The following is a 14,011-nucleotide window of genomic DNA, read 5'->3' as shown; positions in this document are numbered from 1 at the left end:
TAAAACATTAAAAAAAGCTCAAAGCTTTATTAAATTCTGTTCCTTCAAATTGAATTCTACTATCATTTACATCAACTAATTCATCTAATTCATAGATGTTTTTATAACCATATCCATAAAGATTAATGTATGTTGGAATGTTTAATGCCAACATTATTGGTTTTCTGTTACTTAATATTTGAGTTTCAGGTCCATTATTAGGTTTGTACATTTTTGTAGCAAAATCAATTTGGTCTCCTTTGAAATTATTATTACAATAAATCAAAATTATTGTATTTGTATCGGGTACTAGTTTTTGTAAATTTTCTTGTGTAAAATCAGTAAAATCTAAATGAATAGCTCCTTTTAGATGCTTTCTTTCAAATCTATAATCAGATCGAGTGTCTAAAATTACAACGTTCTGTTTTTTACTCATTTCTAAAAATTTATCAAGGTTTATCAAACGATTAGCTCGATGTGTTTCAACTTCTGTTACAAGATTTTTAAAATCTTCATAATCAATTAAAGCTTTTGGATATTCAATTTCTTTACTCAAATCTTCTGATTTTTTTATATTTTGGGAATACATTAAGGTAGTTGCTAAACAACAAATTGTAAAAAAAAATACTTTTTTCATTGCTATAATTTTTTTAGTAAATAAAATTTTTAAAACACGATAATAAATATAATTGTTTTTTTATTTAAAAGTCTGATTTTATAATAGTAAAGTATTGTTTTTCTAAATTGTTAAGGACTATTTCGAGGGCGATTTCCAAATGAATATTCTAATTTAAACCGATTTTTGATTTAAATCAATTTTAATAAAATAAAAAAGGAAGTGATTTTTTACACTTCCTTATTATGCTTAAGAGGTAGGTTAAGCTCCATTTAATAAACAACTTTTTTTCTTTTTCTAACTTTTCTTTTTTAACTCAGAAAGCATTTTATATGTTTCCTTTTGTTGATACAAATTTATTACTGTTTTCGATATTATAAAATCCCTGATTTCAGGTAATTTTCAATTTTATATTCATTTCATTCTAGAAAATATTTTGATGGTATTTATATGGTTTTAATATGAGAACGAATATAATTAGGTGAGTTCATTTTGTTATAAAACTGAGCAATTATGAGTTTTTGTTTTTTTCTAATTGGAATAATGTGTAACTTTAATTTTTAAATAATTTTTGTATGAAATTACCAATCATCTTATTTTTTATTAGTTTTCAATTTATGTGTACAACTCAAGTTTTAGCACAAAATAAAAATGACAAGAAAACAAATAAATTGGTTAAACCATATCATCCAGAAGACAATGCAGATACCAAAATCAATGCTTTATTAGTTCGAGCTAAAAAGGAAAACAAAAATGTTATTCTCCAAGCTGGAGGAAATTGGTGTGTTTGGTGTTTACGTTTTGATGATTTTAGAAAAAAAGATAAAGCAGTTCGTGCCAATTTAGCTAAAAATTATTTGTATTATCATCTTAATTATTCAACGGAAAACAAAAATCCAGATGTATTTGCAAAATATGCGCCGGAAGGAAATAAATTAGGCTATCCATTTTTTATTATTTTGGATAAAAACGGTAATGTTTTAAAGCTTCAAGAAAGTAGTTCTTTTGAAAACGGCATAACGTATGATTCTCAAAAAGTGATTGATTTTTTAAATAATTATAAAAATTAAAATCCTATAAACCAGTCAATATCATTTATTTGATAATATTCTTTTGGTAATTGATTTATTATTTTAATAATATCAGAATTTTCTTCGATAAATTGCTTTTTCGAAACTACAAATTTCCCTGTTTTTACTTCGTTTTCATTTTTTTGATAAGAAATGTATTCCAACGTATCAACTTGTTTGTTATTCCATTTGTATTTATACAATTCTGTTTCTCCAGAATGGCCATAACAAATACCACGGATAATTTTTTCAGTCGGAGAGAATGTCGGATTCATAAATTCAATGTTCTCTGAAAATAATTTTAGAGAATTGTCAAATAAATAAACTTTATTTAAATATCTCAAACAACATCCAGAAGGAGAATAATGTACGTTGATAAAATCTTTTATGCCATCTCCATTTACATCTTTGATATAATCTTGTTCATGACTCAAAGACCATTGTTTTTCTGAAAATCTTTTATTGAATTTCCCTTTGTCTTTAGAAAAAATAGTTATCGAAATATCAGAAGGATTAAATTGTTTGATGATTAAATGAGGTTCAGAATTTACAAAATGATAATCCAAATTTATTTCAACTCTAAAAGGAATACTATCAATCAATTCGTCATATTCTTCGAAATACTTATTTTTATCAAAATTTGCATTTGATTTCAATAAAGCTTTTTCTAATCCAATTTCAAAACGTTTTATTGAATTAATTGAATCTTGCTCAAAGGTTGTAACATTTTCTACGATTTCTATTTTTTTATTAAAATTATGATCTTTGATTATATCACAAGATTGAAAAAATAATGCAATAAAAATCAAAAGGAGGTATTCAATTTTTAATATCAAACTATTCATCAATTTTCTCTTTAAAAATATTATTGTTTGTTGAATATAAATCTGGAACCCACTTATAATCGCCATCAACGAGTTGATTTTTATCATTAAGTTTAGCTGTTTTCGGATCCGCTCCAACTAAGATTTCGTCATAATAGTAAACATGATTTTTATCTTTTGAGAACTCTGTTGGTGATTTTGAATTTGGATAAGTAAAGAATTCGAAAGTATCAAAATCAACTTCATCCATCAAATCACCATTACAATAAACCTGATTATCAACAATTATAAAAGCAAAATACGAATTGAAAAATTGAATTTTAGAATCCTTTTTTATTGGAATACGCTTCAAGTTTAGATTTTCAGTAATTGTATAAATGTAATTATTAGTTTGTAATTTTTGAACTGTATCGATTAACTTTTGATTTAAGATATCTGGTTCTTTGAATGAATCAAAAGATTTGTCTCTCTTAAAATAATAAATATGATCAGAATCGGCATAAAAATTTTCATTTAAAGCTGTAAACGTATTTACATCAACCTTAATGGGTTCATTATTTAAGTAAAAATGATTTTTATCTTTATACCAAACTTTGGTTGATTTCGGAAAAATAACTTTTTGATACGTTTTTGCATCAATATTTTCGATTTTAATATTTGGATTACTATATTGGTAAACGTAATTTTTATCTTTTGCTATTCCCGTTGAAGAATTTCCACTCACTTCAAAAGTAGCATAATCAATATTCTCAATTTTATTTCCTTTGTAATAAAAGTTATTTTTATCTTTTGCGTATCCGTACGGTTCTAAAGCAGTGAATGATTCTACGTCAGCATTTTCAACATCCATATATTTATTTTCTAATGGATTTACTGGCCAACTCACAGTTGAACTTTTGTACCGATATATTATTTTACCATTATCTAAGAAATAATTATTTCCTAATTCTTGTTTCGGGGAGCAAGAAATTACTGAAATCAATATAGTTAAAAGCATTATTTTATGAATTATCTTTTTCATAATTTAGTTATTGTATAAAATTTAAACTACCATTTCCAATTTAATAATGAATTAAATTCTATTTCATAAGATTTTAATTTTGTTCTTAATACGTCAACATTTTCAATTTCTGATTTTGGAATTATTAATGTTAGTGCGTTAGATAATTTTATAAAAAAGTACAATTCCGTTTCATCTATTTTTTCTATTTCAGAAACATTCAAACGAGATTCGCCCATTTTACTTTTTGAATAAATAGATTCTTTTTCGAATTCTAAAATCGTTTTTTGATCTCCGATATTTTTATAATTCTCTTCGCAAAACTTAATTAAATTTTTTTTCAATTTTCGTTTATATAAAGGCGGAAATATAAATATTGAAAGTATTGCAACGACTATAAAATAAACAGTACTAAACATATTTACTTTAATATAACAAAATATTGCAGCTATCATAAAGAAGGCAAAAAGCATTATTGTACTTCTTAATTTGATTTTTTTTACTTGCTTTGATTGCGATGTAAAAAATAATTGAAACGCTAAAAAATCTTGTTTTGTAATCTGATATTCTATTTTCATTTTAAGTTGGTTTTTATATAATTTAAATATAATTAAAAAAAATGACTATTGATTTATGATTCTCAAAATATTGAAATTAAATAGAATAGGTAGGTTTTAGACAATTACCTTGGTTTTGAAAATAATTAGAATTCAAAAAAAATCATAAAAAAATATTTTTTTGGCACAGTTAATGAAACTATCTTTACAACAACAATATAAAAAATTATAGACATGAAAAAAATTATATTATTATTTACAGCGATTGTCGGATTAGCTTCTTTACAAAGTTGCGAAGTTAATGACGTTAGAGAAAACCAAATTTTCGAAGCAGAAGTTTTTGAATTCCCAGCTTCTTTTAACAATAATGATTTTTCGGTAGTCGGTCGTTTTTCTAGAGATATTTTATCTTCTGACCACATTTTAATTTACCGATTATATGGTAAAGATAATGGAGCTGATGTGTGGCGTTTAATTCCTCAAACGGTTTATTTTAATAATGGGGATGAATTTGATTATAATTATGACTTTACTAAAAGAGATTTTAGAATTTTTTTGGAAGCAAATTTCGATTTATATTCTTTAAGTAATGAACATAAGAGCACTTATCTTTATAATCAAATATTTAGAATTGTTGTGGTTCCAGGACGTTTACAATATAAAAGAGATTTTTCTGATTATGATGCTACCATTCGTAGTTTAGGTTTAGAAAACGCTCCAATAAAAAAATTATAGATAATTATCTATAAATCTATGCTAATGAAAAAGGACTTCAATTAATTTTGAAGTCCTTTTGTTTATTCTACAATTCAAGAATTTGTTTAGCATCTTGAATGATTTCTGCATTTGAGGTTGTATTTGTATTAATTCCTTTGCTGTGATTTCCGTATGGTTGATATGTATCTGGTTGCGTAACCGAAAACAATCCTAATGTTGGAACTCCAGAAGCAGTTGCCAAATGCATGATTCCGCTATCAGCACCAATAAAAACATCACAATTAGCAAAGAATCCACAAATTTCTCTAACATCTTTACTATAATAATGAGGAATTGAAAAATCTAATTGTGAAACATTTTCTACAGGTAAAACTTCAATAATATTATAATCTGGTAAAGTAGTTTTTAAGTCGTTATAAAAAGTTGACCACCATTCTTTTGAATAACATTTTGCTCCAGTTGCAAACGTAAATAAAGCGATGGTTTTTGCATCCTTTTCTTTTAGTTTTGCTAAATCAATTTTTCCTTTTGCAATTTCTTCTTTCGAAAGCATCATTTTCAATGGAGGAACCGTTGATAAGTTTGGTTCAAGCCCCAAATGAGAAATACTTTCTCTGAAACTATAAACTGGAAATTTCGCAATATGATTTAAATTTTCAAATTTATGAGTGAATTCAGATTCATCTAATCCAAAAAATTTATATTTCGAATTGGCTAATTTAGTTGATAATCTACCTGATGATGAGTTTTTTGCAACATTGATTACAATATCATAATTGTATTTTTTTAAGCGAAACCAACCTCCGATATATTTCCCTAACTCTTTAAAATGTTTTTTAGGAAGATTGATTTTTTGGTCAACTTGGGTGTAATTTTCAAATAAAATATTCCCAACGCCTCCTTTCAAAAACAAATCGATTTTTGCATTCGGAAAAGTCGCCGTAAGCTCTTGAATTAATGGCGTAATCAATAACTGATTTCCCAAACGGTGATTTGGTCGAGTTATCAAAATACGTTTTACTTCTTCTTTATTTATCTGTTCTCCGTTTGTTATTAATTTAGATTCTCCAATATTTTTTGTGATTCCTTTCATTAAACCACGGCGAAAAATATTTACCTTTTTAAGTAAACTCATAATTGTATAAATAAGTGAAATAATATATTGCAAATATAGCCATTACTTAGAAAATGTTTATCAATTTTAATTAAATGAGAAATATATTTTTCAATTAAATATCAATGAAGTAAATTTGCATACTTTTCTAGGAAATGGTGTTCTTCCTGATTTAAACCGCTTTTAAAAGCTGATGACGCCTGATTTTTTAAATATTTTTGAAACGATTTTATGATGCTTAATTTTTTTAAGTCAGGATTCTATAGTAACTTAAAATGGGTTTTACTTCTAAGTGTTTTGGCTCTTGTGGTTGAACTTTCTGTTCATTTCTTTCTGTTTTCTTTGGATGCTGTAACTGATATCAGAACAAAAAATGAATATTTAGTTTATTTTCTACCGTTTGCTGGTTTGTTTATAGGTTATGTTTATCATCTTTTGGGAAAATCAAGTGAAGGAGGAAACAATCTTTTAATTGATGCTTATTATAGTTCTATTAAGCGAATTCCTTTGATTTCGACGCCTTTGGTTTATTTTGGAACAATTGCTACGCATCTTTTTGGTGGTTCCGCGGGTAGAGAAGGAGCAGGTTTGCAAATTGCTGGTGGTTATGTTGATTTTCTAATTCGTATGTTTAAATTTTCGGATAAAGAACGTCATATTTTAGTGAAAGTCGCCGTAGCTGGTGGTTTTAGTGCTGTTTTTGGAACGCCATTTACTGCTGTTTTTTTCGCCTTTGAATTTTTTAATATCGGAAAACCTAATTTCAAAGGAGCTTTAAGTGTGATTTATGTCGCTTTTTTGGTTGAGTTTTTCTCTTCTTTATTAGGTTTAGAACATACATTTTATGATGTAAAACAGATTCCAACATTTGAATATATTTACATTTTCTATCTAATTGTTGCAGGTTTAATTTTTGGATTAAGTGCTCGTTTCTTTAATTTTTCACTGACCAATATTCATAAATATTTCGCAAGATACATTCCGCATTTACCTTACCGATTATTTGTTGGTGGACTGCTAGTTTTGATTTTAACTTTAGTTTTGAATACCCATATTTATTTAGGAATTGGTATTAATACTATTTTGAATGCTTTTGACCAAGCTCAAGGTTTTGAAGTTTTTTTGTTTAAAATTATTTTTACGTCAATTACTTTAGGAAGTGGTTTTAAAGGTGGAGAAGTTACTCCTTTGTTTTTTGTAGGAGCTACTTTAGGAAGTTTTGTATCCACTTTTTTGCCGTTACCAATCGGAATTTTAGCTGCTTTAGGATTTGTAAGTGTTTTCTCTGGCGCTGCAAATACACCAATTGCTTGTTTGATTTTAGCAGTTGAATTGTTTGGTTTTGAGATTTTACCTTATGCATTGATTACTTGTATCGTAGCTTATTTTACTTCAGGTTACACAAGTATTTTTAATAAGCAAAAAGTTACTAACTTTAAGCTATTCAAAAGACCTGAATTTTTAGGTAAACGAATCAGTGAATTGTAACCTTTAATTATTTAAAACAATGACTTTAAATCAGCAACCCGAACTTAAAGAAGCGATATTAAATCAATCTGAGAAAGAAAAAGATAAACTTTTGGTTCGTTTGATAAATAAGGATAAAAAGTTAATGGAGCAATTACATTTCAATCTTCTTGAGAATGAAGATGATTTAATTGAGCGCATTCAAAATGTAAAAGCTGAATTAGAAAAAGTTTTTGAACGAACAGAAAAAGGGATTTCTAAAAAAACGCTATATTATAAACACAAAGAATTAACTGGGTATTTAAAAGCAGCGAGCGGTTTGGTGAATGAACATGCTTCAATTACCAAAAATAAAGAAAGCGAACTTGATTTACGGTTATTAATTTTAGAAGAAACTTTTGATACCTTCTATAATTTGTATCAAGAAAATAATCTTGGTTATAAAGCTGATTTGCATTTTATTTATCAAGCAACTCGAATTAAAGCTGTTGTTACTTTGTACGACAAACTTCATGAAGATTTACAATTTGAATATCGTGAACGATTATCGAAAGTTATGAAATTCGTTCATACTTCAATTTTGAGTGATTATTTAGTTCAATTAAATATCAATTATTTAAATTATATCGAAGATTAAAAAAAGCAAACCTTTTGAGTTTGCTTAATATATTAAAAACCTTGAAGGTTTATTTCTTCTGAAGATTGTAATGCAATTCTAATTTTTGCTTTCTTTTGGATTATTTTAAAATGATGTTCATCCTCTGGAGTAATCAAACTAATAGCTTTTCCAATCGCATTTGCACGACCAGTTCTACCAATTCTGTGAACATAATCAAGTGGTGAACGAGGTAATTCGTAATTGATTACAATTGGTAAATCATCAATATGAATTCCACGAGCAATTAAATCAGTTGCAATTAAAACATCAATTGCTCCGGTCTTAAAATCATCTAAAGCATTGTATCTTGAACCTTGAGATTTTTTCCCATGCATTGAAGCTGCTTTAATTCCGTTTTTGTTTAATTTTTCAGTTAAATTATCTGCCGTTCTTGATGATGATACAAAAACTAAAACCTGTTTGAAATCATTAGATTTTATTAAGTAACGTAAAAAAGGACCTTTTCTTTCTAAAGTAACTGCAAAAGCACTTTGTTCAATCTGAACCTCAGTTTGTTCGTTTGCTGGAGTTTCAATTTCAATAATAATTGGCTCAATCACTAAACGCGATTTCATTTCTTGAACCTTATCATTCAATGTAGCTGAAAATAATAAATTCTGACGCTTTTTAGGAAGCAAAGCAATGATTTTATTCATTTCTTCATCAAATCCCATTTGAAACATTTTGTCAGCTTCGTCAACTGCAAAAATCGAAACTTCTTCTAAACTTAATGCGTTATGTTCAATCAAATCAATCAAACGACCTGGAGTTGCAATCAAAACTTCAACACCAATCATTCCTTTCATTTGCGGATTGATAGAAATTCCACCATAAACTGCCATCGTTTTAATTGAACGACTTAATTGCTGATTAAAATCAACAAAAACATTCTGAATTTGAATCGCTAATTCACGAGTTGGTACTAATATTAAAGCAGAAATATTTCTGTTTCGAACTGAAGTTGATTTTTGTAATTTTTCTAAAATCGGTAAAACAAAACTTGCTGTTTTTCCTGATCCGGTTTTTGCAATTCCCATTACATCTTTTCCTGAAAGAATAGCTGGAATTGCTTGTTCTTGAATTGGAAAAGGTTTTTGGTAACCTAGTTTTTCGATGTTTTTAATAAGATTTGCTGTTAAGCCAAGATCGTGAAATGATTGCATTTATGAAAATTAAATTATTGAAATGCAAAGTTAACTAAATTTGACTGACTTTATGAAAAAAAGCAACCGATTACGATTGCTTTTAGTTTTATTTTTAGAAAGTTACTTCATTCGGATTTAATCCTGTAAAACCTGTTGAAGGCATTTTTAAAATCGTATTTAAATCTTCATCAGAAATTTCAAATTCAGGAAGGTGTAAATTGTTTTTAATGTTTATTGGTGTTTCTGATTTAGGCAAAGGTAAAATTCCTTGTTGCAAAGCAAATTGAATACAAAGTTGAGCAACATTTACATTGTGTTTTTTAGCAATTGATTTCAATAAATCATTATCTAAAATTTTACCTTGACCAATTGGACTCCAAGCTTCAAGCAAAATATCGTTTTGTTTACAAAATGCAACAACTTCTGGTTGAGTATGACCAGGATGAAATTCAATCTGATTAATCATTGGTTTAATTTCACAAGTTTCTAATAATGCTTCTAAATGATTTACCATAAAATTGCAAACACCAATCGCTTTAACCTTTCCGTCTTTGTACAATTTTTCTAAAGCTTTCCATGTTTGTGAATTAATTTCTTTCCAATTTTCAAATTGTACTTCATTTGCTGGCCAATGAATCAAATACAAATCGATATAATCAAGTTGTAAATTTTGTAAAGATGTTTCGAATGCTTTTAAAGTTTGTTCAAATCCGCGGTCTGTGTTCCAAACTTTGGTAGTGATAAAAAGTTCTTCTCTTCTAATTGGAGCTTGTTTTATAGCTTGGCCAATTCCTTTTTCATTATGATAAAAGAAAGCGGTATCGATATGTCTGTAACCTTCGTCAATTGCATTTAATACAGCATTTATAACCTTTTCTCCATCTTCAATTTGCCAAGTTCCAAACCCAATTGCCGGTATTTCGATTGCATTACTTAATTTGAATGTTTTCATTTTAAAATTTTTCTTTAAAATTACATAAACATTTTTTGTTTTTGACTTCCTTATGATTTTTTTAAAGTTTCGTTTTATTTAAAAAAGAAAAATGCTTTTAATAAATTAATATTAAAAGCATTTTTATATAAATTGTAAGTAAAGCTTAGATTATTTACTTTTCTTTTTGGCGTCACGTTTTCTTTCAACACCACGGTTTCTAGAAGCGGTTTTACGCGGTTTTGTTTTACTAGGTCCGCCTAAATTTACTTTTTTGTTCTTGTCTTTCTTTTCGTGAAAAGAAGCTCCTTTTTCTGGATCTATTTTTTTCTTTTTGAAAACAATAGTTTGTTTATCTTTTTCGAATTCTAGTTTTTGAACTTCAATTTCTACATCTTCTGGAATAGGAAGAATTTCGATTTCGTGGTTCATTAACATTTCTGTTTCAACTTGCTTTTCTTCTTCTTTTGGATCAATAAAACTTATAGCAATTCCGTCTTTGTCTTGACGACCAGTACGGCCAATTCTGTGAATATATTGCTCAGGAATTTCTGAAAACTGTAAGTTGATTACGTGTGTAATGTCAGAAATATCTAAACCACGTGCCATAATATCTGTGGTAACAAGTCCTCTAATTTCACCATCTTGAAACGAAGCCATTGTATTTAAACGATAATTCTGAGTTTTATTTGAATGGATTACTCCAAATTGTTCTGGAAATTCAGTTTCTAAAGCATCCAATACATAATCTGCAATTCGTTTATTATTAACGAAAATCAAAATACGACTCATATCTTCATTACGATGTAATAAATCTTTTAAGATATTTAGTTTCGTAAGAAAATTTGGAACGTGATAACCGTATTGTTTGATTTTTTCTAATGGAGTTCCTGAAGGTGCCAATGAAACTTCTTCGGGAAATTCGAAATATTCATCTAACAAATCATCAACCTCTTCTGTCATTGTTGCAGAAAATAAGATGTTTTGTTTTTTGGTTTTCATCATTGATAAAATCGTAGTAATCTGAACTCGGAATCCTAAGTTTAAGATTTCATCAAATTCGTCAATAACCAATTTTTGAACTTCATCAAAACGTAAAACATTATCTAAAGCCAAATCCATTACTCGACCTGGAGTTCCTACTAAAATATCAACTCCTTCAGCTAAATTTTTACGTTGCGTATTGATGTTTACGCCACCATAAATCCCTAAAGTACGGATAGACATATATTTGGTAAGTTTTTCAACTTCTTCTGCTACTTGAACAACAAGTTCACGAGTTGGGACCAAAATAACTAAACGTGGATTTTCTGTGTTAGCAAATTTCCATTGTTTTAGGATAGGAAGTAAATAAGCGTAAGTTTTACCTGTTCCTGTTTGAGCGATTCCCATAACATCTCTACCAGATAAAATTACATTGAATGATTTTTCTTGGATAGGAGTTGGGGTAGTAATTCCTAATTCGTTTAAAGCTTTATCTAAAGATTTAGGTAAATTAAATTGCTCAAATGTTGTCATAAAATAAATTTTGTGCAAAGATACATTTATTTTACGGCAATAAAAGGTAAAAATTTGTTATATGATTTTTTTAATCACACGAAGTTTATGAGTATGACGTCCTGAATCTATATTCAGAATTCCCAAGTGGTCTAATCTGTCAATACGAACTTTTCCGCTTGCGTGAATGATGTAGTTGTCTTCCATAATAATTCCAACGTGCGTGATATTTCCTTCATCATTATCAAAAAAGGCTAAATCACCAACTTCACTTTCTTCAATGAAACTCAAAGCTTCGCCAATTGTAGCTTGTTGCGATGCGTCTCGAGGAATATTATGTCCGTTTAAACGATAAACCATTTGAGTAAAACCAGAACAATCAATTCCAAAAGGTGTTTTTCCACCCCATAAATACGGAGCGTTCAAATACATAAAAGCTGTTTGAAGAATGTTGCTTTTTGGTTGAATTCCAGTAACTAAATTTCCGTCAAAAATATAATTCTGTGTGTTTATCTTTTTATTTGTAAGAAAAGTAAGATTGCTACCTAAAGAAATAGGAAGTAAAAAATGATTGTCATTAGTAATATATTCAATCAAATCACCATTGAAGAATTGATTCGAATTTTCTAAAAAATCAAATTCCTCTTCGCTAATATTCATAAATTGTTTGTTATCAATCCAACCTTGATAATTATCAGAAGCCAATTCAATTTTTGACCATTTTTTATTTTGTTCGATAATTTTAAAATGTTCTCCAAACAGAACTTGAGAAACCATTTCGCTTCTATCCGAAGGTTCAATTCTTAAAGGAACAATAGCAAGATTACAGATTGCAAACATTTATTTATGAATTTTAAGTAAAAATGAGTCTTATCATAAAATAAGACCCATTTTAAGAATATTTTATTTTAGTTACGCTTTTTCAATTACAATTGCAGAAGCACCACCACCACCATTACAAATAGCAGCAGCACCGTATTTTGCATTGTTTTGCTCTAAAACATTGATTAAAGTAACAACGATTCTTGCTCCAGAACATCCAAGTGGATGGCCTAAAGAAACTGCACCTCCATTAACGTTTACTTTATTTCCGTCGATGTTTAAGATTTTGCAGTTTGCTAATCCTACTACAGAAAATGCTTCATTAAATTCGAAGAAATCAACTTCACTTAAAGAAATTCCAGCTTTGTCTAAAGCTTTAGGTAATGCTTTAGCAGGAGCGGTTGTAAATTTAACTGGTTCTTGAGCAGCATCAGCATATCCTTTGATATAAGCTAATGGTTTTAAACCTAATTCTAAAGCTTTTTCTTCGCTCATTAAAACTACAGCAGCAGCACCATCATTGATAGTAGAAGCGTTCGCGGCAGTAACAGTTCCTTCTTTAGTGAATACTGCATTTAAAGCAGGGATTTTATCTAACTTAACATTTGTGTATTCTTCGTCTTTAGTAACCATAATAGGATCACCTTTACGTTGAGGAACAGCTACAGGAACAATTTCGTTATTAAATTTCCCAGCTTCCCAAGCAGCAGCCGATTTTTTATATGAATCAATTGCAAAGTTATCTTGTTCTTCTCTTGTAATATTGTGTTCTGTTGCACATAAATCTGCAGCAACTCCCATTGCATTATTATCGTATGCGTCTGTTAAACCATCTTTTTGCATTCCGTCTAACATTGTCATTGGACCAAATTTAGAACCATTTCTTAAGTTAGCATAATGAGGAATTAAACTCATATTTTCCATACCACCAGCAACAACAATATTAGCATCTCCAGCCATAATAGCTTGGGCACCTTGCATAATTGCTTTCATACCAGAAGCACAAACTTTATTGATAGTCGTTGCAGCAACTTCGTTTGATAAGCCAGCAAATAAAGCAGCTTGTCTAGCAGGAGCTTGTCCAACTCCAGCCTGTACAACATTACCCATTAAAACTTCATCAACTAATTTTGGGTCTAAATTTATTTTATCTAATGCACCTTTAATTGCAGCAGCTCCTAATTTTGGAGCAGGAACTGAAGAAAGAGCTCCCATAAAACTTCCGATTGGAGTTCTAGCAGCCGATACAATTACAACTTTTTTACTCATAATTTATGTTATTTGTTTGTATTGCGAAAATAAGAAAAAACTCAGAACTATTAAATAAAATGATGGATTTATTATAAACCAAAGTAAATTCTTATCAACAATAAAAATATCTTGTTTAGTACATTGTTGATTTTAAGAATGTTTAAAAAAAAACACTAAAAAAAAGGTGTAAACACTTGCGAAGTTTAAAAAGACATCCTACATTTGCAACCGCTTATCAGATATAAAAAACATGTGATTAGTAGGAGAGGTGCCAGAGCGGTAATGGAGCAGATTGCTAATCTGTCGACCTTCACGGGTCGCCAGGGTTCGAGTCCCTGTCTCTCCGCAAAAAAAAGATAACCA

General features: G+C 28.7%; 14 protein-coding genes, 1 tRNA gene and 1 riboswitch. Of the genes, 5 read left to right on the top strand and 10 right to left on the bottom strand.

Going from position 1 to position 14,011, the window contains the following annotated elements:
* Nucleotides 1-7: 7 nt before the first annotated feature.
* Entirely contained in the window at nt 8-616 is a 609-nt protein-coding gene (locus EG240_RS12080; protein ID WP_125019648.1) for a rhodanese-like domain-containing protein, read from the bottom strand.
* A gap of 554 nt (nt 617-1,170) precedes the next feature.
* Between EG240_RS12080 and EG240_RS12075 the strand changes: the two genes are divergently transcribed.
* On the top strand, nt 1,171-1,665 hold the full coding sequence (locus EG240_RS12075; protein ID WP_125019647.1) for a thioredoxin family protein: 495 nt from the start codon (nt 1,171-1,173) through the stop codon (nt 1,663-1,665).
* Here the strand turns inward: EG240_RS12075 and EG240_RS12070 are convergent.
* From EG240_RS12070 to EG240_RS12060, 3 genes are read right to left on the bottom strand one after another with little or no spacing between them, the layout of a single operon-like run.
* Nucleotides 1,662-2,510 carry an XAC2610-related protein gene (locus EG240_RS12070; RefSeq protein WP_148096349.1) on the bottom strand — a complete coding sequence of 283 codons (849 nt, stop codon included), beginning with the start codon at nt 2,508-2,510 and terminating at the stop codon, nt 1,662-1,664. The genes EG240_RS12075 and EG240_RS12070 overlap by 4 nt on opposite strands.
* The gene (locus tag EG240_RS12065; protein WP_125019645.1) at nt 2,503-3,510 is read right to left on the bottom strand and encodes a DKNYY domain-containing protein; all 1,008 of its coding nucleotides are present in this window, start codon (nt 3,508-3,510) and stop codon (nt 2,503-2,505) included. The genes EG240_RS12070 and EG240_RS12065 overlap by 8 nt, the downstream gene beginning before the upstream one ends.
* A gap of 26 nt (nt 3,511-3,536) precedes the next feature.
* Nucleotides 3,537-4,067, bottom strand: a complete 531-nt coding sequence (locus tag EG240_RS12060; protein ID WP_125019644.1) for a YcxB family protein — start codon at nt 4,065-4,067, stop codon at nt 3,537-3,539.
* A 213-nt stretch (nt 4,068-4,280) separates the two neighbouring features.
* On the opposite strand from EG240_RS12060, the gene EG240_RS12055 reads away from it, so the two are divergent.
* The gene (locus EG240_RS12055; RefSeq protein WP_125019643.1) at nt 4,281-4,781 is read left to right on the top strand and encodes a hypothetical protein; all 501 of its coding nucleotides are present in this window, start codon (nt 4,281-4,283) and stop codon (nt 4,779-4,781) included.
* 67 nt (nt 4,782-4,848) lie between these two features.
* Here the strand turns inward: EG240_RS12055 and EG240_RS12050 are convergent, their stop codons facing one another.
* A complete protein-coding gene (locus EG240_RS12050) occupies nt 4,849-5,898 on the bottom strand; it encodes a glycosyltransferase family 9 protein (RefSeq protein ID WP_125019642.1) in 1,050 nt (349 codons plus the stop codon).
* Nucleotides 5,899-6,019: 121 nt separating this feature from the next.
* Nucleotides 6,020-6,087, top strand: a riboswitch (Fluoride riboswitch).
* 21 nt (nt 6,088-6,108) lie between these two features.
* On the opposite strand from EG240_RS12050, the gene EG240_RS12045 reads away from it, so the two are divergent.
* Nucleotides 6,109-7,365 carry a chloride channel protein gene (locus EG240_RS12045; protein WP_125019641.1) on the top strand — a complete coding sequence of 419 codons (1,257 nt, stop codon included), beginning with the start codon at nt 6,109-6,111 and terminating at the stop codon, nt 7,363-7,365.
* Nucleotides 7,366-7,384: 19 nt separating this feature from the next.
* Nucleotides 7,385-7,981: a hypothetical protein gene (locus EG240_RS12040; RefSeq protein WP_125019640.1), complete on the top strand. Its 597-nt coding sequence runs from the start codon at nt 7,385-7,387 to the stop codon at nt 7,979-7,981.
* A gap of 32 nt (nt 7,982-8,013) precedes the next feature.
* Here the strand turns inward: EG240_RS12040 and EG240_RS12035 are convergent, their stop codons facing one another.
* From EG240_RS12035 to EG240_RS12015, 5 genes are all read right to left on the bottom strand, one after another.
* On the bottom strand, nt 8,014-9,165 hold the full coding sequence (locus EG240_RS12035; RefSeq protein ID WP_125019639.1) for a DEAD/DEAH box helicase: 1,152 nt from the start codon (nt 9,163-9,165) through the stop codon (nt 8,014-8,016).
* A 94-nt stretch (nt 9,166-9,259) separates the two neighbouring features.
* On the bottom strand, nt 9,260-10,099 hold the full coding sequence (locus EG240_RS12030; RefSeq protein ID WP_125019638.1) for an aldo/keto reductase: 840 nt from the start codon (nt 10,097-10,099) through the stop codon (nt 9,260-9,262).
* 150 nt (nt 10,100-10,249) lie between these two features.
* Nucleotides 10,250-11,596 (bottom strand): DEAD/DEAH box helicase, encoded by a 1,347-nt coding sequence (locus tag EG240_RS12025; protein ID WP_125019637.1) that lies wholly within the window; start codon nt 11,594-11,596, stop codon nt 10,250-10,252.
* Nucleotides 11,597-11,653: 57 nt separating this feature from the next.
* Entirely contained in the window at nt 11,654-12,415 is a 762-nt protein-coding gene (locus EG240_RS12020; protein ID WP_125019636.1) for a C40 family peptidase, read from the bottom strand.
* Nucleotides 12,416-12,487: 72 nt separating this feature from the next.
* Nucleotides 12,488-13,666 carry an acetyl-CoA C-acyltransferase gene (locus tag EG240_RS12015; RefSeq protein ID WP_125019635.1) on the bottom strand — a complete coding sequence of 393 codons (1,179 nt, stop codon included), beginning with the start codon at nt 13,664-13,666 and terminating at the stop codon, nt 12,488-12,490.
* Between the two features lie 244 nt (nt 13,667-13,910).
* On the opposite strand from EG240_RS12015, the gene EG240_RS12010 reads away from it, so the two are divergent.
* A tRNA-Ser gene (locus EG240_RS12010) sits at nt 13,911-13,994 on the top strand.
* The last annotated feature ends 17 nt before the right edge of the window (nt 13,995-14,011 follow it).

The organism is Paenimyroides tangerinum, from assembly GCF_003865405.1.
In the GTDB taxonomy this organism is placed as follows: Bacteria; Bacteroidota; Bacteroidia; order Flavobacteriales; family Flavobacteriaceae; genus Flavobacterium; species Flavobacterium tangerinum.
The sequence above is the reverse complement of the archived record's forward strand: the minus strand, read 5'-3'. Positions and strand labels throughout refer to the sequence as shown.